Origin of the sequence: Planococcus chinensis, assembly GCF_042681545.1 — a bacterium.
Classification (GTDB): domain Bacteria; phylum Bacillota; class Bacilli; order Bacillales_A; family Planococcaceae; genus Planococcus; species Planococcus chinensis.
In genome coordinates, this window is sequence record NZ_JBHUFW010000005.1 from 75,555 (window position 1) to 96,319 (window position 20,765).

The following is a 20,765-nucleotide window of genomic DNA, read 5'->3' on the forward strand; positions in this document are numbered from 1 at the left end:
CTCCTATTCCCTTTTTTGAAATACGACAGCAATGATGATGATCAGCCCTTTAACAAAACCTTGCAAGTGAGGGGAGACGTTCATCAAGTTCATCATATTGTTCAAGATGCCCAGTATCAGGACCCCGAAAAGCGTACCGATGATTTTGCCGCGTCCGCCGGTCATCCGTGTGCCCCCGATGATGACAGCCGCAATCGCATCAAGCTCATATTGGGCCCCAGAACTTGAGGACGAGATGGAATTCAAGCGCGACGTTTCGATGACCGCGGCTACACCGACCAATGTGCCGATCAGCGTGTAAACCCAGATTTTCATCCGGTCTACCCGGATTGCCGACAGCATCGCCGCTTTTTCGTTCGAACCGAGCGCATAGACATACCGGCCGAACCGGGTTTTGTGCATCAGAATATACACGAGTACTGCCATCAAGAGAAAGATGATGACCGGATAATCAAATACCCATAAATCGCTGTTCGCAATCGCTGTGAATCCGTCCACTTCCCCTGATACACTGCCTCCTTCAGCAATATACAGCGCAATCGAACGGGCACCGGCCATCATCCCGAGCGTGGCGATGAACGACGCAATCCTTCCTTTCGCCACCATCAACCCGTTCAGGAATCCGGCAAATGAACCGACGAGCAAGGCAGTGAAGACCCCGACCAGGATGCTGCCGGATGCATTCAATGCCAGGACCGAAATGACGCCGGCGAGCGCCAGAACCGAACCGACCGATAAATCGATGCCGCCTGACAGCATGACCACGGTCATTCCGAGTGCGATAATGCCGATGATCGACACCTGCATCAGAATATTCAGCTGGTTGTTGATGTCGAGAAATCGCGGATTCATCAGCGATGATCCGATGAAAATGATGATAAAAGCAATGATGACGCTGTATTCAGCCCACAGCCAGGACAAGCGGCTTTTTGCCGTGGCAGGTTCCTGTGTATATTCCTTTACATCGATGTTAGCCAATGGCTATGCCCTCCCTTTTTGAGCCGGTTGCATAATGCATGATTTCCTCTTCGCTTGCCCCTTCTCCTGTGAACCGTGCTGTGATTTCCCCATGGTACATGACGTTGATCGTATGGCAGATGCGCAGCACTTCCGGCGCCTCCGAAGATAAGATGATGATCGCTTTCCCGAGCCTCGACAACGCGATGATCTGTTGGTAGATTTCCTGTTTGGCGCCGACATCGATGCCTTGCGTCGGGTTGTCGAAAATCAGGATATCGGTTTCCGCTTCCAGCCATTTGGCGATGATCACTTTCTGCTGGTTTCCGCCGCTCAGCTTATCAATCGTGATGCGCGGATTATGGACTTTGATATTGAGCGCCTTTTTGTAGACATCGAATTTTTCCCGTTCCTTTTTGTCCTGGATAAAGCCTGAGCGTTCAAAATTGCCCATCGAAGAGAGGCTCATGTTATGGATGACGCTCAAATCCTTGATGATGGCATTTTCCTTGCGGTCTTTGGGGACATAGCCGATTCCCGCTTGGAGCGCTTTCCGCGGATGATCTATTTTCACGACTTGGCCGTTGATTTTCACTTCGCCAGCGTATTTTTTCCGAAATCCGAATAAACTCTCGAAGAGCTCCGTCCTGCCGTCTCCTGCAAGTCCCGTAAATCCAACGATTTCGCCTTTGCGGACAGTGAAATCGATATCCTTGAAATGCCCCGTACTTGTCAGGCCGCTCACTTCCATTGCCGTCTCCCCGAAAGGATGCTCGTGCATAAAGCGTTCCTGTGAAATGGCTTTTCCCACCATCATTTTTGTGATGGTTTCCAAGTCTTCATTTTCCACCATTCCGGTCTTTACCAGCTGTCCGTCCCGTAAAACAGTGTAGCGGTCGCATACCGCCTGAATCTCTTTCAGCTTGTGTGAAATGTAAATGATTGAGACACCGGTCTTCTTCAAGTTCTTCATCAATTCGAACAGCCGGTTCACTTCATGTTCCGCAAGCGATGTCGTCGGCTCATCCATGATGATTAAACGGGATTTGTGGAGCAGCGCTTTCGAAATTTCGATCAATTGCTTGTAGGAGGTCGCGAGATTGCGGACATATTCCTTCGGATTGATGTTGACGCCGAGTTCCGCCAAGATCTCGTGCGTTTGCCGGCACATTTCTTCTACAGCAAGGAAACCGAATTTATTGCGGAGTTCTGAACCGAGAAACATATTTTCATAGACTTTCAAATCGGAAACCATATTCAGTTCCTGGTGGATGAAACTGATGCCGTGTTCTTGCGAAACGCGCGGGTCCGCCATTTTGGCTTCTTCGCCATTGATGAGGATGGTTCCGTTATCCGGCTGATGGACGCCTCCCAAGATATTCATGAGAGTCGATTTGCCGGCCCCGTTCTCGCCGAGCAGGGCATGGATTTCCCCTTCTTCCACTTCCAGCGTCACACTCTTCAAAACCGGTACGCCGTTGAACGACTTTTCGATGTTTTTCATGGCCACAAAAGGTTGTGGAGTCATGGCTTATCCTCCTTTAAATCGGAAAAGAGGAAATGCAATGAAAGCACTGCATTTCCCGGCTTTGCTCAGAATTTGGATTCCGGATCATAGTATTCTTCCACATTTTCCTTTGTGACTTGCGTCGCTTCCTTCACGACCATTTCTTCAGCCGGCTCTTCCCCTTTTGCCAGGTCTGCAGCAATCTTCACTGCATCTTCCACCATAGTCGGCGAGTAGAGGAACGTCGCTTTCATGAGCCCGTCGTTCTGAATGTCTTCAAATACTTCCTTCGCTCCGCCGGCCCCAGTGACAAACTGGATATCCGTGCGGCCTGCTTCTTTGATGGCTTGCAGTACGCCTAGCGCCATCCCATCATCCTGTGTGAAGACGGCATCGATTTCAGGGTTGGCCTGCAGGATGTTCTGCATGACTTCCAACGATTTCTCAGTGGAGAAATCCCCACTTTGCGATGCGATGATTTCCATGCCTGCTTCACCATCGACCGCTTCTTTAAAGCCTGAGCCGCGCTGTTCTGTCACCGAACTCGGAGGACCGGTAATTTCAACGATTTTCCCTTTGCCGCCCAATTGCTCCACGAAATATTTGCCGGCGTTGACGCCGATCCCTTCGTTGTCCCCTTTGACAACGACTGTCGCTGCATCGTTTTCAAGTTCGCGGTCAACAATGACCAGCGGGATTCCCGCATCTTTTATTTTTTGCCCGACCGGCGTCAGTGCTGCAGATTCGATCGGCAGCATGACGATGACATCTACGTCCTGCGCGATCAAGTCATCCACGTCATTTGCCTGTTTGTTCGGATCGGCTGCATTTGTCATGACATAATCGATGCCTTCACTTTCCTTCAATGCTTTCGCTTGTTTCTCTGCGCTGTCGATCAAGGCGCCCATCCAGCCATGTGTCGCTGAAGGAAGCGATATCCCGATGGTCAGTTTGTCATCCGTTTCGCCTTCCGCTCCTGAACCCGAATCGCCGCTTTCTGTGCTGCCGCATGCCGCTAATCCAAAAATCGTGACGAAAGACAGTAGTAAGATCAATAATCTCTTCACCTGATTCACCCCTTTGTTTTTTTGAAAAGCTCCCCTAAATGTAAACGATTACATTCACAGCTAAGGCCAGCGCTCTGCCATCAACCTTTTTAATAACAGAGCGCAGGGCTTAGCCTGACGTCGATTCCCGGATGACCAGTTCATGCTCCAGAACCACACTGTCAACATGCCGCCCTTGGATTTTGTCGATCAGCATCGTTGCGGCAATTGTGCCCATTTTATACATCGGCTGTGCAACAGTTGTCAGCGTCGGGTTGGTCATATTGGAAAAATCGATTTTGTCGAATCCTACAACTGCCACGTCCTCGGGCACGCGAAGGCCGGCTGCATTGATTTCCTTCAGGGCACCGATGGCCAATAGATCCGATACCGCAAATACAGCGGACGGCCGTTCCTTCAGCTGAAGGATTTTCTTCATCGCCTGCTGCCCTTGTTCGAAGCCCAACTCCTTCGTATAGAAGATATACTCTTTGTTCAGCGGAATGCCGTGTTCTTCGAGCGCGCGCTGATAGCCCATCCGCCGTTCGCGCGCATACAGGAATTTTTCGTCGGAATTCATCAAGGCGATCCGGCGGTGCCCCATCTGGATCAAGTGCTTGACGGCCCGGTAGGAAGCTTCTTCACTGTCGATAGTGACATACGGGATATCGACGCCGCCACCGTATTCGCTGCACTGGATAATGGCATATTTCTCAGAGAGGGTCTTCAGCGTTTCGACATTCACCGCCGGGTCCATCGATATGATGCCGTCCGCCATTTTTTTCCGCACCAAATCGAAATAGATGTCTTCTTTCTCCGGGCTTGAATCGGTCTCGCACAGCAGGATGTTGTAGTTTTGGCTCAGCGCCATGTTCTCGATCCCCTTGATGATTTCGAAATAGAACGGGTTGGAGATCGTCGGAATCAGAATCAGCACGATGCGGCTTTCGGAATTCCGCAGGTTCCGACCAAGCATGCTCGGTTCGTAGTTTAGATGCTGGATCGCCTCCTCCACTTTCAACTTGGTTTTCACAGCGACTTTATCTTGCCCGTTCAGTACACGGGAGACCGTCGCGACTGACACGCCAGCGTATTTTGCAACTTGTTGGATATTTGCCATGGAATTTTCCTTCTTTCTGAGATTCCATTTCCTAGAAATGAAATCGATTACATTTTTATATTAATTCGTTCAGAATTATCTGTCAATAAAAATTTTAATTCAATAAAATAGTTGATTTCATTGAATAATTTATATATGTTAGAAATGTAACGGTTTACATGACAGTATATTCTGACATTTAATTTAGGGGGGATTTTATTGAAACTGGGCGTTTTTACGGTATTGTTTTCCGATAGAAGTTTCGAAGATATGCTAGATTACGTGGCTTCCAAAGGCATTGAAGCCATCGAGCTCGGAACGGGCGGCTACCCTGGCGATGCCCATTGCAAATTGGATGAATTGCTCCAAGATGAAGGGAAACGGGAAAAGCTCCTGCAGCAAGCCAGCGAAGCCGGGGTGATCATCAGCGCGCTCAGCTGCCATGCCAACCCCCTCCACCCGCAAAGACCAATCGCTGCGGCAGCTGACGAATTGCTCGTCAAGACGATGCAATTGGCTTCAAAGCTAGGCGTCCCAGTGGTCAATACCTTCTCCGGCTGCCCGGGCGACCATGAAGACGCCAAATACCCGAATTGGCCCGTGGCTGCCTGGCCGAATGATTTTCAGGAAATCCTGAAATGGCAATGGGAAGAAAAACTGATCCCTTACTGGAAAGAAAAGAACAGCTTGGCCGAATCGCTCAATGTAAAAATCGGCCTGGAGCTGCACGGTGGATTTTCCGTCCATACACCTGCTACGATGCTGCGGCTTCGGAACGCCTGTGGCGCCGCTATCGGCGCCAATCTGGATCCGAGCCATATGTGGTGGCAAGGCATCGACCCGGTGGAAGCTATCAAGATTCTGGGCAATGAAGGGGCTATCCACCATTTTCATGCAAAAGATACCATCATCGACCAGCAGAACACCAACCGCAATGGCTTGACGGACATGACGGATTATTCACAGATGCGCGACCGCTCCTGGTATTTCCGGACGGTCGGCTTCGGGCATAGCCAAAAGACTTGGGCTGACATCATCAGTACGCTTCGGCTCTACGATTATGACTATGTCGTCAGCATCGAGCACGAAGATGGCTTGATGTCAGTCAATGAAGGCTTCACGAAAGCGGTCGAAAACCTGAAGCCGGTTCTCGTGAAAGAATCACTGACCGAGATGTGGTGGACCTGAAAACTGCCCTTCCCTGGCAGCCGGAAAACCGAGGTATTTTTATTGTCGATAGTTATCGAAATATGCAATTATGAAAAGAGGCGATTTAATATTACAAGGCTTAATGGATAAGGGGTATCACGATATGGAGCATACAATCAGAACATTAAAGATGGAAGACCTGCCTTACCTTGAAGCGATGCAAACCGGGATTGAAGATGATTACGTGAAACGGATTTTCGAGCGGTTGGTGACGACTGAGAACAACCGGCTGTTCGGGCTGTTTCTCGGCGAACAGCTCGCAAGTGTCTGCGGGTATACGATTTTTGCCGGAAGCTACGCCATGATTGGCCGGATCCGCAGTGACATCCGCTACCGCGGCAAAGATTTGGCGACCAAGCTGACCGCACATGTCCTAAAGGCGGCATTCGAATTGCCGAATATCCAATGGGTTGGCGCAAACACCCAGGAAGAAAACGCCCCTGCCCGGCGCGTTCTTGAAAAACTCGGTTTGTACGAACACCCGCCGCTTTACGGGGCCATTACAAATGATCTGTCACCGTTTATCGGGGATGCCCCGATGTGGGCGGAACTTCTGGATGCAGACCAGAAGAAAGAATGGCTCGGGCGCCTGTACATCGAACCGGGCGTTGTTTTCCCGTACGAATGCTATTACTTGTTCCCCGCATCTGAAGCCTTGTTTTCAGACAAAAATTTCACCGAATGGCAATTTTTCGAGAACCCTGCAAAAGACCGGGTGCTGATCTTGAAGAAAGATTTTAAGAAGCACTATTATTTGCATGCGGTTTACCCGTGGAATGACCTATGCAGCCAACCAGGGCTGTGGGAGACCATCTCCGACGGTTACGCGCAGTATGCCGAGCAGGCGCCGGAAGAAACGTTTGTCTGGATGGACCTCAGCAAAGAGCAGGCAGCTGCACTTCCGGAGGGCCATGCCTTTGAATTGCCATCTGCCTGGGTGCTATACGGGGTGCCACGAAGTTCCTTTAACACGATGAAAACCGATTCTCTGTCTGCCGCTGGCAAACACAATTGAAAACAAAGAAATGGAACCTGCTTAGCCGATATTGTTCGGCAAGCGGGTGCTTTTTTATGAAAAGCTTGCGCCGCCAACAGCCGGCTTTGTTATTTTGCCTATCAGTTAAAGATTTTAAAAAAACGACAGAAGATATTTGTTGAATCGTGTTTAACTTTTTAGGAAGAAAGGTATAGTAAGATGTTAACCAAAAAAACTGTAAAAGGGGAAAGAAACCATGGCAGAAGCCGTACAGAATTCTCTTGAGCTAAAAGCATTTTTCGAAAAGAACCACAAAGCATTTGAAGAGCAATTACTATCCGAAGCAGTCAATGTACGGGATAAGATTGACGAGATCCTGGCAATCGGCAATATCAACTTGGTTAAAAACGCGCATGATCTGACTGTCTTTATCATTGATGGGCAGGAAGAGGAATTGAAGTCTTTCGCTAAACAGGAAGGCATCGCTTGGGCGACGTATTCCCTGGAATTATCCTTCAAGCTGGAATGGGTCCAGGCTATCCGGCGTACGCTCTGGATTTTCATCCAAAAATTCGAGGAGGTGCATACCACCTATTCATCCGTGGACTTTTTCCAACTCGAACAGCAATTGAATTCACGCGTCGACACCTTCCTGAACGCATTTTTCATCAATTATTCTACATACAAAGACTCGCTGATCAAAGCCCACCGGCAGCTGGTCGAGAACTTGTCTGTGCCGATCATTCCGATTACGCCATCGGTCAGCATCCTTCCGCTGATCGGTTCAGTGGATTCATTCCGCACGAAAATCCTTGAAGAAAAGGTTCTGACGGAAATCGGCATCTCCCGAATCCAAACACTGATTATGGACATGTCGGGCATTGCGGATATGGAGCCGGAAGTTATCTTCGACCTCATGAAAATTTTGGATGGCACGAAAATGATGGGCTGCAAGACAGTCATTACCGGTCTGCGGCCGGATGTCGTAAGAAAGATGATCCATATGGACTTATCATTCGATCAGAAAACCGAAACGCTTGGCACCCTGCAGCAAGCGCTGAAAGAATACATCGCATTGTAAAATTGAAAAGCCGTATCCGGTGCACGCCGGATACGGCTTTTTGCTACATGTAATTCCCGCCGGAAATCTTCACCGATTCCCCAACGATGTTCCGGGCTGCATCCGTCATCAGGAAGGCGATTGTATTGGCGACTTCTTCTGCGGTCGACAACCTGCCGGAAGGGATGCTTTGTTCTGCTTCCTCCAGCCCTTCTTCAAACGAAATGCCTCTCCGTTCCGCCTTTCTGCGGATGCTCGACAGCGCCATTTCCGTATCGACATAGCCCGGCGAAACCGAATTGACGCGGATGCCGTATTCGATCGCTTCCAAAGCCATCGATTGCGTCCAGCCGACCACTGCGAACTTGCTGGCGGAATAGGCTGTATTGCCGTGCGTACCGCGAAGCCCCGACAGCGAAGCAAGATTGACGATGTCGCCTTCTTTCCGCTCCATCATCTTAAGATACACCGCTTGCGTCAGGAGAAACGTCGACTTGAAATTCACATTCATCAGCCTTTCGATGAACCGCTCGTCCAATTCCTCGACCGTCTTGCCGCCCGCTACGCCTGCTGAATTGACCAGCCCATTGATGAATCCATGGGCTTCCTCCGCTTTGCCTATCAATTCATTGCGGTCCAGCCCGTCGGTCAAATCCGCTGTCTTCGCAAAGACATTCCCTGGATCCGTAATTTCAGCAAGTTCCTTCTGCAAGCTTTCAAGTTTATCTTCCTTTCTGCCTGTAACGGTGATCTTCGCCCCCATCCGTGCCATCACTTTTGCCGTCTCATATCCGATCCCGCCGGTTGCGCCGGTAATGAGCACGTGTTTATGGCTTAATGCATCAGTCGAAAAGATTGTCATCTGAACGCCTCCCCCTTTTGCTTGTCCCTCCTCTTTTCCCGGGGTTGCCTTTTAAAAAACCCTTGCTGATCCATTCTATGAGAACTAAATTCGGTTTCTCATGCGCATACTGCTTCAAGACAAAGAGGCTGATAAAGAATATAATAGAAGCTGTCTGTTTTGTATTTTTTATTGGAGGAGATTTTTTGAACGCAAAAGCTTTTTCACTGGCCTTATTCTCGATCCTGATCTGGGGATCTTCGTTTGCAGCAATCCGTGTAGGCTTACAGGGCGGCTATGATGCCGGTCAAAACGTGCTGGTCCGTTTCCTTATCGCATCACTGCTGTTCATCATATACGCATTGTGGCCCGGGACGAAATTCCGGCTGCCCTATAAAAGCGACATCATCCTCATTCTCGTGCTTGGCTGGATCGGCATCAGCGTCTACCATATTTTTGTGACATTCGGCATGGAGAACATCTCGGCCGGCACTGCCGGCATGCTTGTCGGTTCCGGACCGATTTTCACCGCGCTGGTCGCTCGCTTCATCTTGAAAGAACGCCTCACGGGAGTTGGCTGGATTGGGCTGGCAATCGGTTTTGCCGGTATAACAGTCATCGCTTTCGGCTCGGCGGGCGCATCCCTTACCCTTAATACCGGAGCGCTGCTTGTCATCGTCGCTGCATTCGCTTCCGCTTTGTTCTTTGTATTCCAGAAACCGCTGTTGGGCCGCTACTCGGCGATTGAGCTGACCGCTTACTTCACCTGGGCCGGTACCCTGCCGTTCCTGATCTTTTCGCCAGGGCTCGTCGATACGCTTCAACACGCGACCCCGGAAGCTCATTTTGCGATGTTATACGTCGGCATCTTCCCGGCAGCGATCGCTTACGTCACTTGGTCCACGGCGCTGTCGATAGAAAATGCCAGTGCCGTTTCAAGTCTGATCTACCTGGAGCCTGCAGTGGCCATCCTTGTGGCCTGGATGTGGCTCCATGAACTGCCGACCGGCATGTCGCTTGCCGGCGGTGCCATTGCCATCAGCGGGGTATTGACCGTCAGCCTGCTTGGCCGACAGCGCCGCAAAAGCGGACGGAGCATTGTAGAATCCTCAGCTTGATATTCAAAAAAGGCCTAGTTCTTTTTCAAGAACCAGGCCTCTCAGACTGTAAACAAAGTCTAATTTGAATGAATAAAGATGCATAAGCCCGACCGGGCTGGCCACTTCGCTTTCCGTGGGCTCGGCTTTAGCCGCTTTCCTTGCTTCGCTGCTCCCACAGGAGTCTCGTGGCCAGCACTGTCGGGAGCGTCACCTGTATCAAAAAGATGAGATTGGAGCGCTGATCCTGCTTCGGGCTGCTAGGTACAAGCCGCTGGCTTCAGGATCCGGAACGGAAGGCGGCGAGCAAGTTGGCCGAAGGCAGTTCGGCCGACTTGTTTGCGACGAAGCAGCGAAGCGATGCAGGAGCACCGGTTTTACCTGCGGGATAGCGAAGTGCCGAACTAACTCGGACGCTAGTCAATGCTTGACCGAAGCTTGCGAGGACAAGTATTTGCGACGAGCTTGCGCAGGAGCACAAGTCCTTTGTTAGTTCGGCGCGAGCCCGCGGAAAGCGTCCGCCTGAAGTGGAGAATCCGAGATAGCTCATCCTAAATATATCTTCATTCTTTAAGATAAATAAATATTATTTTGTCTACAAACTCAGAGGCCTGGTTCTTTTTCAGAACCAGGCCTCTTCTCATTACCTGAAAATCCGGCTCAACAGCCGCTGCACTACTCTGTTCGCCATGCGGCGCCCGATCCGTTTACCAATTGTTCCGTTCCGGACTGCCCGCACATCTCCAAAAAACCGGTCGCTTTTATACAGGATCCGTTGCAGTTTTCTTAATGCCATACCTAGCCTCCGTCCGTAAGTTTTCAAAAGGAAAAAAGGTTTCTGCATCCTTTTTACCCGCTATCCCTTCAATACGAACCTGCTGGCCGAAAGTTTCAACACAAACTAAGCGGGATAGAAAAATTCAATCCGCTTCCCTTCTGCATCAAGCCCGTTGATCTCTTCCGTCATCATGGCTGAATTGCCAAGGAATCCCGAATTTGTCTTCCAGCATTCCGTAGCCGGAACTCCAGAACGTTTCCCGCATCTCCATCTGAATTTTCCCGTCCTTTCCGAGGCGGTTGAACTGCTCGGTCATTTTGTCCAGATCATCCGACACTACAGTGACGTTGATATTCTTGCCAAATGGAACGGTCGAGCCCGGCATGGCGTCTGAAAACATGACGGCACTGCCATGGATGTCGAGGCTGGTATGCATGACCAGGTTTTTTGCTTCTTCCGGGAGTTCCCAGCCTGGTTCAGGAGGCATATCTCCGAAGTGAGAAACCTCAGGCATCCCTGTTCCGAAAATGTTTGCATAATACTCCACAGCTTCCTGGCAGTTGCCATTGAAAATCATATACACATTTACTGTCACTTGAAAAACCCCTTTCAAATTTTATGTATACCTTTCACTAATAATGCGAACACATATTCCCTTTAGGTTTTATTATACGCGCTACTGTTATAAAGTAAAGTATATTAACGGAATTTTATAATTATTATTTACGTGTATTTTCATCTCATAAATTCTTATGTTATCGCCGGTTTTCCGGTCGCACAAAAAAACGCCGCCCCTTTTCGGGACGGCGTTTTCTATGTATTAGGGCATGACTGCCAAGCTCAGGACATACCCGACGTAACAGACGATTTCACGGATGAAGAACGGCATTTTCTCAGTGAATGTCTGATAAACGGAGCTAGTGGTCGGCGACGAATGCACTTGTTCCATCCCCATTTCGTGCGCCATCAACAGCGCCCGTTTCATATGCAGAGGATCGCTTACAACAAGGAAGCTTTCCAAGCCGTTCTTCGCTGCAAGCTCGCTGGCGTATTGAAAATTCTCTTCTGTGACCAGCGATTTCAGTTCGACCAGGATGTCTTCAGCCGGCACGTCCAGCCCGAGTGCATAGTTTCTCGAAACTTCCGCTTCGGCCAAATCGGCGCCGTCGGTTTTCCCGCCGGTGAAGATGATTTTGTCGACAAAGCCGTTTTCATACAGCCACACCGAATGGTTGATGCGCTCACGCAGCACAGGTGAAGGCTGATCACCGATGACTTTCGTTCCAAGCACAATCGCCGCATCGGTCTTTACCAGCTCCGATTCTGCGGCGTAGGTCCAAATTCCATAAGCAGCAAATGCAGTAAAAGCGATGAGTGCTGCAAGCAGCATTCTCATTAATTTCCGCGCAAGGGTTTTAGGCAATATTTTTTCGTCCTTTGAATGAAGATTAACATGTATCCGCGAGGCGGATTTTTCCTTTTTCATTATCATCCCAAACCGGCAGAAAGGAAAGAAGAAAATGAAAAATACATCAAATGCTCACAAAACAGCAAGAATGATTGCTCCCTCCCTCTTCTTTCCCCTCGATGCAGGAGTTCTTTCCTTTCTAGCGAATTCTTTGTAATTAAGGCGGATGCCCCGTGGCAGCCGCTATTCCATTGGATCCATCACCAACAATCAGCTAGGAGGATGATCATTCATGGCAAGACTTGAAGGCAAAGTGGCAATCATTACAGGTGCAGGAAGCGGACAAGGTGCAGAGGAAGCTCGTTTGTTTGCGAAGGAAGGTGCAAAAGTCGTGGCAACCGATATCCAGGAAGAAAAGGTGAAGGCAGTCGCTGATGAAATCAATGCCCAATACGAAGGTGCCGCGATTGCGATGAAGCACGATGTGACGGATGAAAGGGTCTGGCAAACGGTGATTGAAGAAGCTGTCGCGAAGTTCGGCAAAGTCGATATCCTCATCAACAATGCCGGCATCGGCGGTGCGGAAGGGTTCGGAAAGATCGATGACGTCGACTTGGCGGGCTGGGAGCGCTTCATGACCGTAAACGCAACGAGCAATTTCCTCGGCATCAAAAGCGTGGTGCCGGAAATGCGGAAAAACGGAAAAGGGTCGATTGTCAATATTTCCTCGATGGCCGGCATTGTCGGTGGTGCCGCGGGCGTCCATTACACTGCTTCTAAAGGCGCAACGCGGCTCTTGACCAAAGGGGCTGCTGTCGAACTCGGGTCTGACAATATCCGTGTCAATTCCGTCCATCCCGGATTCATCAATACACCGATGACTTCGGTTGTCCTGGACAATCCCGAAATGAAAGCGACCGCGTTGAAAGATATTCCGCTCGGCATTGTCGGAGAACCCGAAGACGTCGCTTATCTTGTCCTCTTCCTCGCTTCGGATGAGGCCCGCTTTATTACGGGATCGGAATACATCATCGACGGCGGCCAGACAGCAAGGTGAATAAAGAATAGACATTCGCTGGATAATCTTGTAACATTTACAAGCCGCCTATGAAGGCGGCTTTTTTGATTGCAAGGAGGATGGATCATGGAACAATGGGATTTATACGATAAAAACCGGAAAGCGCTTGGAAAATTGCATACCCGCGGCGTCGAACTTGAAGCCGGTGAATACCATACGGTTGTCGAGATTTTCACAGTCAATGCAGATGGACGGCTGCTTCTGACACAACGGGATCCGCTGAAAACCTATCCTTTGTTATGGGAAGGCACCGGCGGTTCGGTCACGGCAGGTGAAACCAGCTTGGAAGGGGCACAGCGTGAACTCCAAGAAGAAACCGGTCTGTTTGCGCCTGCAGAAGCGCTCGCCAAAATCGGCGGAATGCGCCACGAGACGTGTTTCAGGGATAATTACATATGGCGGAGCCCGCACTTGATCGACATCGCTGACCTGAATTTGCAGCTGGGTGAAGTTTGCAGTGCGAGATGGACCGGCCCTGATGAGCTCAAAAATATGAACCGGCTAGGTCTGATCGTGCCGAGTGTCTGGGAGCGCATCCTTCTGTACCGGAAAGAAATCGAAGAATTGATGGGGTGCCGGAATGTATTTTGAAGAATCGCTGGGGGTGGAGACATTCAGCGCATCTGCCCACCCCCGCTTCACAAGGCAGGCGGTGCGGGCCATCATATGCCAGGAAGAACATATTCTCATGGTCCGTTCGGAACGCGGTGATTATAAGCTGCCCGGCGGTGGCATCGAAGGCAATGATAGCCATGAACAAGCGCTGCGGCGTGAAGTGGCGGAAGAAACCGGTTTTCCCGATTGTTCGGTGGGGCAAAAAATTGGCACCATTACGGAACAGTACCCTGACGCCTTTGTACCGGATGCCTATTTTGAAATGGTTTCCCATTATTATTTATGCAAACTAGGCGCCGCCAGCCAGGGCCCCCCTTCGCCTCAGCCCACAGGAACTTGAGCAGCGCTTCGAACCTGTCTGGATTCGCCCCGTAGAAGCGATCGAATACAATAGGGAGACCTTGCGCTGCCATGGAGCGAATCGATGGATCCGCCGGGAGAACTTCGTGCTTGCCCGTCTCCAGGAAACAGCAAAAAATTGACCGGCGCTTCCCCGTCCTTCGCAGGAAGCACCGGTCCATCGCTTTAATCGCTTTCAGAGATGTCTTTTAAATTCTGCAGCGTCTGTTCCAATGAATTTTCCATCAGCTTTTTGATGTACAGCCGATTCGCCACCCGTGCCAGGAGGATGCCGGGCAATTCATAATTCATTTCAAACGTGATGTCGACACCTTCCCCCTTTGGAATATACAGCCACGTCTGTTCTGCCTTGATCCCTCCGGTAATGGAAGCTCTCCAAATATATCCATCACCCCGATGGGCATTTTCCTCCACGAGAACGTGAATCGGCCATTCTTTTCCAAGCATCGTGAATTCCAGATCCATGCTCGTCCCTTTCTTGCCGGTGCCGACCATGTTCTTGGCTTCGGACAAACCTGCATACCATTGGTACCAATACCGCGGATCGGTTGTGAATTGGTAAACTTCCTCCGTTCGCCGGTCGATATAAACGTTCTTCTTCAACGTCCACACCTTGTCCCCCTCCTTTCTTTGCCTGCTCCACTTCCTTCATTTCGCTTTGTTCTTGAAGACAAAATATACGATGAGAATAATAAGGACGAGTGCAGCTGCCATCAAAACAGGTGAAAACGGGATTATGCCTTCCATGAAATCACTCCTTTTTGTCAATCATAACGTAAGTCCAAGATCTAATAAACTGATTTTTCTGATATCTATTAAATTTTGTGATAGAATCGGTGACATAGAGAAGATTCCTCTCAATACCCCTTCTGTCCACTTTCATTTATTTTCAAGATGACAGCCTAGGAAGACTGGCGATCAGAAAAAAAGCCAAGCTGAACTCCGCTGCCGTTTTTGGCCTTGCCAATGCATGTTTGTGAAAGGGGCATTCAGCCATGAAAACCTTGATGAAGATTTTGATTGCCGCTGCGGTCCTGTTTCTGCTCGTTGCCATTGTGATTCTTTTTGCCATCTACAATTCCGCTTCAGCTCCCCAGGAAGTGCTGGAGGAAAAAACATTTGGCGCAGAAATTGAAGAGATGGATATTCGGGTGGAGAACGCCCGGGTGGATCTTCTGCCTAGCAATGACAGCACTACCCGCGTTGTGCTCACGGGCAATAGTGATGAATTCACCTTGAAAACCGGAATTACGGGCAGCCGGTTGACTATTGAAGTTGAGGACCGGTCCCGCTTGTTCGTATTCGGATTCCACCGTTCTTATTCGCTGCAAATCTATGTTCCCGAAAACGGGCTCGCATCCATCGCCGTCAACAGCAATAATGGCACTATCCAGGCGGAAGAGATCCGGGTCGCCGAACTCTCGCTTGAAGCGGACAACGGACGCATTGGGCTGAAGGCCATCGATAGCGAAAATATTCTGATCGAAACCGCCAATGGTGCAGTGGACCTGACAGAAATCACTGCTGATATTAACGTCCGCTCTTCAAACGGGCGCATCGTCTTCACGGATGTGGCGGGTGAATTGCAGGCCAAGGCGAACAACGGGCGCATTGAATTGAGTGCCGAAACGCTCGATTCCCCTATCGATTTTGAAACAAACAACGGGCGTATTGAAATCCATACCGAAACCGAACCGGCCAACGCCCGCATCCAGGCCCGTGCTGAAAATGGAAGCATTGATGTGTACGGGCGCGACCTGGGCCAGGTCAGTTTCGGCAGTGGTGATGTGCTGATCAAGCTTGATACAGAAAACGGCCGCATTGTTGTGGACTGAAAGGAGTGGGAGTTATTGCAGTTTGACCTCAAAAAAATGGTTTTGCCAAAAGGCAGTGAGTTTTTCTATATCGAAACCGGAGACCCGCTCGGCATCCCACTCATTTTGCTGCACGGCTTGGGGGATTCTTGCCGGACGTTCGAAGCGCTGTTCCCCCATTTTCCCAGCCGGATCCGCGCCATCGCTTTTACGCTGCGCGGGCACGACGGCATCGACTTGCCGGATGCGACTTACAGGGTCCGTGATTTCGAAGCGGATCTGCTGGCTTTCATGAATGGCATGGCTCTCCAGAAAGCTTTCATCCTGGGAGCATCGAGCGGCGGTTTTATTGCGCGGAATTTTGCTGCCCGTCATCCGAAACGCGTGCATGGGCTTGTTCTGCTCGGGGCCCCTTCCACACTGGACGATAAACCCGATGTCGTCAAAACCCAGGAGTCCACTTTGGCCCTCCTGAAAGATCCCATCAGCATGGATTTCATCAAAAGTTTCACAGATGGCCTACTCGTAAAGCCAGTGCCTTCGGGCTTTCTGGAACAGATGTACAGCGAATCGCAGAAGGTGCCGGCACGTGTTTGGAAAAAAACCAGCGAAGCTCTGCTGAAAGAAGAGTTTCCAGGCATCCTTGCGCAGACCAAAGCTCCTGCACTGGTCATCTGCGGCGGCAAGGACACCATCGCTTCGCGCACCGATCAGGAAAAGCTGGCGCGCGCCATCCCAAACTCCCGCCTCACTGTTTTCCCGCAGCTCGGCCACCTGCTGTATTGGGAAGATCCCAAAAACGTCGCCAAGGAAATTTCGTCATTTATTGAACAGGTCTGGTCGGGGCCGGAAGGAGCGAAATTCGAATACGAATAAAACCGCCAGCCAGCCGCTATTTTATTCCAAGCGGTTGGCTTTTCGGTGATCTAACTTCCCCTTCGCTGCGTTTATAGGCTATAACCAACTTTCCAGAAAAAAATTCACTGTTCCGCCTTAAAGCGGTTTTTTCTTTGCTTCACTTGAGGGTCTTCGATGTATTTTCTGACAATTCGGCTATATGATGAAAGTAAAATAAGAAGCTGCGTTCATCGGGCTTCCCTTCCAAAGGATGGTTGCGATGAAATCAAAGGTATATTTGCTGCTGTTGGCAGCGTTCGTTCTAGCTTTAGCTGGCTGCTCATCTGCGCCAAGCGCAAATAACGGGGACGCTGCTCCCGAGTTCGAGCTGGTGGACTTGAATGGCAAAAGCCATCAGCTGTCGGAATATGAAGGCCAGAAAGTCTATATCAAATTCTGGGCTTCCTGGTGCTCCATCTGCCTTGCCGGCATGGAGGAATTGAACACATTGGCCGGCGAAGAAAATGATTTCGCCGTCCTGTCCATCGTTTCACCGGGTTCGAATGCTGAGAAGAACAGCGAATCGTTCAAGAAATGGTTCAGCGGCGTCGAAAACACCGAAAATGTCGAAGTCCTGCTGGATGAAGGCGGTCCTGTCTTTGACGACTACGGCGTACTGGCATATCCGACTTCGGTCTATATCGGCTCGGACGGCGTGCTTGTGAAAAGCGCACCCGGCCATTTCAGCAACGAACAAATACGTGAAACATTCGAGACGATCCAATAACGAAAGGCGGAGTTCTTCATGACCACTAAACGCTTTGCAGCCTTTTTCACCTTGCTGTTTTTGCTCCTGGTGCTGGCCGGCTGCTCGAATCCGCTGACCGGTGCACCGCCTTCCGGAACTGCCAGCGATTCCGGATCGCGCTTTCCCGACAATCCGAACGAGGGCGTCACGTTCGACACTGAAAACCTCGAAGACATCTGGCTTGCGGGCGGCTGCTTCTGGGGCGTCGAAGCTTATATGGCGCGGGTATACGGCGTCTATGACGTCACTTCCGGCTACGCCAATGGCAACACCGAAAACCCGTCGTATGAAGATGTCACCCGCAGAGATTCCGGGCATGCGGAGACGGTCCATGTACAGTACGATCCGGACCTCGTCAGCCTTGAAAAGCTGCTGTCGCATTATTTCATGATCATCGACCCGACGCTTCTGAACCAGCAGGGCAATGACCGCGGCGAGCAGTACCGCACCGGTGTCTATTATGAAAACGAAGCGGACCGCGCCGTCATCGAAGAAGTCATGGCCGGCGAAGCCCCGAAATACAACGACCCGATCGTCACTGAAGTCGAGCCGTTGGAGCATTATTATTTAGCTGAGGAATACCACCAGGATTACCTGGAGAAAAATCCCGACGGCTATTGCCATGTTGAATTTGATACGCTTGAAGATCAGGACGTTCCGGCATTGATCGATCCAGCGAAGTATCCGAAACCGAGCGATGCAGAACTGAAAGCGAAATTGACCGAAGCCCAGTACAACGTCACCCAGAAAAACGATACCGAAACCGCCTATTCCAATGAATACTGGGATAACTACGAGCCGGGCATTTACGTAGATGTCGCCACCGGCGAACCGCTTTTCTCCTCACGCGATAAATACGATTCGAAATGCGGCTGGCCAAGTTTTACGAAGCCGATCGAACCCGATGTTGTAACCGAACATAAAGACACGAGCTACAATATGGTCCGCATCGAAGTCCGCAGCCGCTCCGGCGACAGCCACCTCGGCCACGTCTTCAACGACGGCCCGAAAGACAGAGGCGGCCTCCGCTATTGCATCAACAGTGCGTCGATTCTCTTTATCCCGCAGGAAGAAATGGAAGAGAAAGGCTACGGATATTTGGAAGGCATGCTTTAAAAAAACAGGAAAGCTCCTTAGGTTGGGAGCTTTCCTGTTTTTATTTGTGAAGGGTTAAGACAAAATCCCTTTTCTGATCAATTGGGCGACTGCATGAGTGCGGTTTGTCGCGTCCAGCTTCTTGATTGCCAGCTTCACATATTGCTTGACGGTCATTTCACTGATCTCCAAAGCATCGGCAATTTCTTTCGTCGTATCCCCCATTGAAATACACCTCATCACTTTGAGTTCACGTTTGCTGAGCAATTGCGAATTGCTGCTGTGCAAGGAAGATTGCAGCATGGTCCCCGTCTCCTCCCCGAAGCGGGTCATCTCGTCTAACAGCTCGTCAGTGAATGCTGCTCCCTCCTTGACATTCATATTGTAAATGAAACCCATTACGGCATTGCCGCTAAACAGCGGAACAATCAGAAATGAGGTCACTTTCGAATCGATGACGTAATTGCTGCTCGTTTTTTCAAAGAGTTCGCGCCCTTCGTAAGGGAAATGACACCCTCCCCTAAAAAGCCGATCGGCGAATAGCGGCAAAGGTAAACGTCCAATACAGGAAAGACCTCTGAAAAAGCTTCAAGGGTTTCTACAATGACCTTTTCATGCGAAGGGTTTTTCTTGATGGCTTCCAGCCTTTCATAAATGGTGGATGTCTGCATGCGGTTTCTACATCCTTTCAAGGTAGTCGGAGCTTACTTATTAGGGAATATGCCAAATTATAAGAATATTATAACATTAGATCATGTTAGCGCTGACTTATGGTTTATTAAATGGCAATTTATCCGCATCTTTTTTCTTATAAAATATTTAGGGGGAGATCCAATGAAAGCTCTGGTCATTGAAGATGTTCAAAAAGCAGTCGTCCAAGAAGTGCCCGCACCTACTATCGAAAAAGACGGGATTATTATCAAAACCATGGCAAACGGTGTCTGCAGAAGCGATTGGCACGTCTGGGTCGTAGATCACGGCATTGTCCAGCCGATCCTCGGGCATGAGTTTTGCGTAATTGTCGAAGAAGTTGGAAGCGATATCAAGAATTTCAAACGCGGAGACCGCGTCATCGTCCCGTTTTCCGGAAGCGACGGAACATGTCCGCACTGCATAGCCGGGAACACCCAGCTTTGTGATTCGTTCATCGTCCCCGGTACTGCTTATCAAGGCGGTTACGGCGAATACGTAGCTGTGCCAAAAGGCGATCGAAACGTCATCCATTTGCCGGATAACCTCAGTTTTTCGGATGCTGCGGCTCTTGGATGCCGGTTTATGACGGCTTATCACGGCATCGTCGACCGTGTCCATGTGCTTCCAGGTGAAAAAGTTGTGGTTTACGGCTGCGGAGGCATCGGCTTATCAGCGATCCACATTGCTTCTTCCATGGGCGCTTATGTCATTGGCGTCGATATCAACGATTCCAATTTGGCGCTGGCGAAAAAACTTGGCGCGGATTATGTGATCAATAGCAGAAATACGGATCCGGTTGAAGCTGTCCAGGAACTTACCAAAGGCGGTGCGGATGTGTCGGTGGATGCGCTTGGCATAACGGAAACTTGTGTCCCAGCAATCAATAGCTTGAAAAAAGGCGGCCGCCATTTGCAGATCGGTGTGACTTCCAAGAAAGAAGCCGGTTTCATCTCCATTCCGGTTGACCACATGGTTCTTACGGAGAAATCATTTGTCGCCACTCTGGGCATTCCCGCTTCCCGATTCACGCCGCTTTTGGAGCAAGTAGCAATCGGCAAACTGCAGCCGGGCAAAATGGTGACAAGAGAAATCGGGCTTTCCGAAGTGGAAGGCATTTTCGAAGACATGTCTAATTTTGCAACGACAGGCACCTTTGTGGTGACAGACTTTCATGCTTGATTGCCAGGAGTGCAGATGCACTCCTTTTTTTATGCCCCTAAAAGGAATACCTGGATTTCCATCTCCTGATATCTGGACTTCTAAGTCCCTAAAATGCAGTTCTTCGCACTTGGCCCTCCCTAAATTGACCCTTATCTCTAAAAAACTTTCCAAACTTTTTTCTTTTTTTCACTATCCCCCTATATGAAATTCAAAAGGCAAATCTAACATTAGCGCTGGCTTTTATTTTTCCATCATACTGAAATAAATTTTTTTATTTAAATATTCAAAAAACTATAGTAATTATTTGATATTTGTTATAGAATGAC

The 20,765-nt window shown here is 49.8% G+C and carries 23 protein-coding genes; 12 read left to right on the forward strand and 11 right to left on the reverse strand.

What is annotated here, in order from left to right; translation table 11 throughout:
- Positions 1–3: 3 nt before the first annotated feature.
- The 4 genes from ACFSDB_RS07995 to ACFSDB_RS08010 all read right to left on the reverse strand — a co-directional run bounded on the left by ACFSDB_RS07995 (position 4) and on the right by ACFSDB_RS08010 (position 4,630).
- Entirely contained in the window at positions 4–978 is a 975-nt protein-coding gene (locus ACFSDB_RS07995) for an ABC transporter permease (RefSeq protein ID WP_204891780.1), read from the reverse strand.
- Positions 971–2,485 carry a sugar ABC transporter ATP-binding protein gene (locus tag ACFSDB_RS08000; RefSeq protein WP_204891781.1) on the reverse strand — a complete coding sequence of 505 codons (1,515 nt, stop codon included), beginning with the start codon at positions 2,483–2,485 and terminating at the stop codon, positions 971–973. Before ACFSDB_RS08000 ends, ACFSDB_RS07995 begins: the two co-directional genes overlap by 8 nt.
- A 65-nt stretch (positions 2,486–2,550) precedes the next feature.
- The gene (locus ACFSDB_RS08005) at positions 2,551–3,531 is read right to left on the reverse strand and encodes a substrate-binding domain-containing protein (RefSeq protein WP_204891782.1); all 981 of its coding nucleotides are present in this window, start codon (positions 3,529–3,531) and stop codon (positions 2,551–2,553) included.
- Between the two features lie 109 nt (positions 3,532–3,640).
- Complete coding sequence (locus ACFSDB_RS08010) at positions 3,641–4,630, reverse strand: LacI family DNA-binding transcriptional regulator (RefSeq protein WP_204891783.1); 990 nt, start codon at positions 4,628–4,630, stop codon at positions 3,641–3,643.
- 198 nt (positions 4,631–4,828) lie between these two features.
- Here ACFSDB_RS08010 and ACFSDB_RS08015 point away from each other — a divergent pair, with 198 nt between their 5' ends.
- From ACFSDB_RS08015 to ACFSDB_RS08025, 3 genes are all read left to right on the forward strand, one after another.
- The gene (locus tag ACFSDB_RS08015) at positions 4,829–5,797 is read left to right on the forward strand and encodes a sugar phosphate isomerase/epimerase family protein (RefSeq protein ID WP_204891784.1); all 969 of its coding nucleotides are present in this window, start codon (positions 4,829–4,831) and stop codon (positions 5,795–5,797) included.
- Positions 5,798–5,921: 124 nt separating this feature from the next.
- Positions 5,922–6,833, forward strand: coding sequence for a GNAT family N-acetyltransferase (locus ACFSDB_RS08020; RefSeq protein WP_204891785.1), 912 nt, complete (start codon positions 5,922–5,924; stop codon positions 6,831–6,833).
- A 217-nt stretch (positions 6,834–7,050) separates the two neighbouring features.
- A complete protein-coding gene (locus ACFSDB_RS08025; RefSeq protein ID WP_204891786.1) occupies positions 7,051–7,875 on the forward strand; it encodes an STAS domain-containing protein in 825 nt (274 codons plus the stop codon).
- 43 nt (positions 7,876–7,918) lie between these two features.
- On the opposite strand, the gene ACFSDB_RS08030 is transcribed toward ACFSDB_RS08025, so the two are convergent.
- Complete coding sequence (locus ACFSDB_RS08030; protein WP_204891787.1) at positions 7,919–8,716, reverse strand: SDR family NAD(P)-dependent oxidoreductase; 798 nt, start codon at positions 8,714–8,716, stop codon at positions 7,919–7,921.
- 185 nt (positions 8,717–8,901) lie between these two features.
- Between ACFSDB_RS08030 and ACFSDB_RS08035 the strand changes: the two genes are divergently transcribed.
- Positions 8,902–9,813 carry a DMT family transporter gene (locus ACFSDB_RS08035; protein ID WP_204891788.1) on the forward strand — a complete coding sequence of 304 codons (912 nt, stop codon included), beginning with the start codon at positions 8,902–8,904 and terminating at the stop codon, positions 9,811–9,813.
- Between the two features lie 622 nt (positions 9,814–10,435).
- On the opposite strand, the gene ACFSDB_RS08040 is transcribed toward ACFSDB_RS08035, so the two are convergent.
- From ACFSDB_RS08040 to ACFSDB_RS08050, 3 genes are all read right to left on the reverse strand, one after another.
- Positions 10,436–10,588 carry a hypothetical protein gene (locus ACFSDB_RS08040; protein ID WP_377339697.1) on the reverse strand — a complete coding sequence of 51 codons (153 nt, stop codon included), beginning with the start codon at positions 10,586–10,588 and terminating at the stop codon, positions 10,436–10,438.
- Positions 10,589–10,733: 145 nt separating this feature from the next.
- Positions 10,734–11,165, reverse strand: a complete 432-nt coding sequence (locus ACFSDB_RS08045; protein ID WP_204891790.1) for a VOC family protein — start codon at positions 11,163–11,165, stop codon at positions 10,734–10,736.
- Positions 11,166–11,390: 225 nt separating this feature from the next.
- Complete coding sequence (locus ACFSDB_RS08050) at positions 11,391–11,993, reverse strand: YdcF family protein (RefSeq protein WP_377339699.1); 603 nt, start codon at positions 11,991–11,993, stop codon at positions 11,391–11,393.
- Between the two features lie 277 nt (positions 11,994–12,270).
- Between ACFSDB_RS08050 and ACFSDB_RS08055 the strand changes: the two genes are divergently transcribed.
- The 3 genes from ACFSDB_RS08055 to ACFSDB_RS08065 all read left to right on the forward strand — a co-directional run bounded on the left by ACFSDB_RS08055 (position 12,271) and on the right by ACFSDB_RS08065 (position 14,011).
- Positions 12,271–13,035, forward strand: coding sequence for an SDR family NAD(P)-dependent oxidoreductase (locus ACFSDB_RS08055; protein WP_204891791.1), 765 nt, complete (start codon positions 12,271–12,273; stop codon positions 13,033–13,035).
- 87 nt (positions 13,036–13,122) lie between these two features.
- Positions 13,123–13,647: an NUDIX hydrolase gene (locus tag ACFSDB_RS08060; RefSeq protein ID WP_204891792.1), complete on the forward strand. Its 525-nt coding sequence runs from the start codon at positions 13,123–13,125 to the stop codon at positions 13,645–13,647.
- Positions 13,637–14,011 carry an NUDIX hydrolase gene (locus ACFSDB_RS08065; protein ID WP_204891793.1) on the forward strand — a complete coding sequence of 125 codons (375 nt, stop codon included), beginning with the start codon at positions 13,637–13,639 and terminating at the stop codon, positions 14,009–14,011. Before ACFSDB_RS08060 ends, ACFSDB_RS08065 begins: the two co-directional genes overlap by 11 nt.
- A gap of 185 nt (positions 14,012–14,196) precedes the next feature.
- Here ACFSDB_RS08065 and ACFSDB_RS08070 read toward each other — a convergent pair whose 3' ends face one another.
- The gene (locus tag ACFSDB_RS08070) at positions 14,197–14,643 is read right to left on the reverse strand and encodes an SRPBCC family protein (RefSeq protein WP_204891794.1); all 447 of its coding nucleotides are present in this window, start codon (positions 14,641–14,643) and stop codon (positions 14,197–14,199) included.
- 383 nt (positions 14,644–15,026) lie between these two features.
- On the opposite strand from ACFSDB_RS08070, the gene ACFSDB_RS08075 reads away from it, so the two are divergent.
- From ACFSDB_RS08075 to msrB, 4 genes are all read left to right on the forward strand, one after another.
- Positions 15,027–15,866, forward strand: coding sequence for a DUF4097 family beta strand repeat-containing protein (locus ACFSDB_RS08075; protein WP_204891795.1), 840 nt, complete (start codon positions 15,027–15,029; stop codon positions 15,864–15,866).
- Positions 15,867–15,881: 15 nt separating this feature from the next.
- Positions 15,882–16,721, forward strand: a complete 840-nt coding sequence (locus ACFSDB_RS08080) for an alpha/beta fold hydrolase (RefSeq protein WP_204891796.1) — start codon at positions 15,882–15,884, stop codon at positions 16,719–16,721.
- Between the two features lie 241 nt (positions 16,722–16,962).
- Positions 16,963–17,469: a TlpA family protein disulfide reductase gene (locus ACFSDB_RS08085; protein WP_204891797.1), complete on the forward strand. Its 507-nt coding sequence runs from the start codon at positions 16,963–16,965 to the stop codon at positions 17,467–17,469.
- An 18-nt stretch (positions 17,470–17,487) separates the two neighbouring features.
- Positions 17,488–18,606: a peptide-methionine (R)-S-oxide reductase MsrB gene (gene msrB, locus ACFSDB_RS08090; RefSeq protein WP_204891798.1), complete on the forward strand. Its 1,119-nt coding sequence runs from the start codon at positions 17,488–17,490 to the stop codon at positions 18,604–18,606.
- A 54-nt stretch (positions 18,607–18,660) separates the two neighbouring features.
- Here the strand turns inward: msrB and ACFSDB_RS08095 are convergent, their stop codons facing one another.
- Complete coding sequence (locus tag ACFSDB_RS08095; RefSeq protein WP_204891799.1) at positions 18,661–18,984, reverse strand: response regulator transcription factor; 324 nt, start codon at positions 18,982–18,984, stop codon at positions 18,661–18,663.
- Between the two features lie 41 nt (positions 18,985–19,025).
- Positions 19,026–19,256 carry a hypothetical protein gene (locus ACFSDB_RS08100; protein ID WP_204891800.1) on the reverse strand — a complete coding sequence of 77 codons (231 nt, stop codon included), beginning with the start codon at positions 19,254–19,256 and terminating at the stop codon, positions 19,026–19,028.
- A gap of 163 nt (positions 19,257–19,419) precedes the next feature.
- On the opposite strand from ACFSDB_RS08100, the gene ACFSDB_RS08105 reads away from it, so the two are divergent.
- The gene (locus tag ACFSDB_RS08105; RefSeq protein WP_204891801.1) at positions 19,420–20,457 is read left to right on the forward strand and encodes a zinc-binding dehydrogenase; all 1,038 of its coding nucleotides are present in this window, start codon (positions 19,420–19,422) and stop codon (positions 20,455–20,457) included.
- Positions 20,458–20,765: the final 308 nt, after the last annotated feature.

Bases quoted from the DNA above. Each gene is read 5' to 3' on its own strand.
- ACFSDB_RS08065 (WP_204891793.1), top strand. From the start codon at position 13,637: ATGTATTTTGAAGAATCGCTGGGGGTGGAGACATTCAGCGCATCTGCC.
- ACFSDB_RS08060 (WP_204891792.1), top strand. From the start codon at position 13,123: ATGGAACAATGGGATTTATACGATAAAAACCGGAAAGCGCTTGGAAAA.
- ACFSDB_RS08000 (WP_204891781.1), bottom strand. From the start codon at position 2,485: ATGACTCCACAACCTTTTGTGGCCATGAAAAACATCGAAAAGTCGTTC.
- ACFSDB_RS08085 (WP_204891797.1), top strand. From the start codon at position 16,963: ATGAAATCAAAGGTATATTTGCTGCTGTTGGCAGCGTTCGTTCTAGCT.
- ACFSDB_RS08100 (WP_204891800.1), bottom strand. From the start codon at position 19,256: ATGCAGACATCCACCATTTATGAAAGGCTGGAAGCCATCAAGAAAAAC.
- ACFSDB_RS08075 (WP_204891795.1), top strand. From the start codon at position 15,027: ATGAAAACCTTGATGAAGATTTTGATTGCCGCTGCGGTCCTGTTTCTG.
- ACFSDB_RS08105 (WP_204891801.1), top strand. From the start codon at position 19,420: ATGAAAGCTCTGGTCATTGAAGATGTTCAAAAAGCAGTCGTCCAAGAA.
- ACFSDB_RS08055 (WP_204891791.1), top strand. From the start codon at position 12,271: ATGGCAAGACTTGAAGGCAAAGTGGCAATCATTACAGGTGCAGGAAGC.
- ACFSDB_RS08095 (WP_204891799.1), bottom strand. From the start codon at position 18,984: ATGGGTTTCATTTACAATATGAATGTCAAGGAGGGAGCAGCATTCACT.
- ACFSDB_RS08040 (WP_377339697.1), bottom strand. From the start codon at position 10,588: ATGGCATTAAGAAAACTGCAACGGATCCTGTATAAAAGCGACCGGTTT.
- ACFSDB_RS08030 (WP_204891787.1), bottom strand. From the start codon at position 8,716: ATGACAATCTTTTCGACTGATGCATTAAGCCATAAACACGTGCTCATT.
- ACFSDB_RS08020 (WP_204891785.1), top strand. From the start codon at position 5,922: ATGGAGCATACAATCAGAACATTAAAGATGGAAGACCTGCCTTACCTT.
- ACFSDB_RS08025 (WP_204891786.1), top strand. From the start codon at position 7,051: ATGGCAGAAGCCGTACAGAATTCTCTTGAGCTAAAAGCATTTTTCGAA.
- msrB (WP_204891798.1), top strand. From the start codon at position 17,488: ATGACCACTAAACGCTTTGCAGCCTTTTTCACCTTGCTGTTTTTGCTC.
- ACFSDB_RS08010 (WP_204891783.1), bottom strand. From the start codon at position 4,630: ATGGCAAATATCCAACAAGTTGCAAAATACGCTGGCGTGTCAGTCGCG.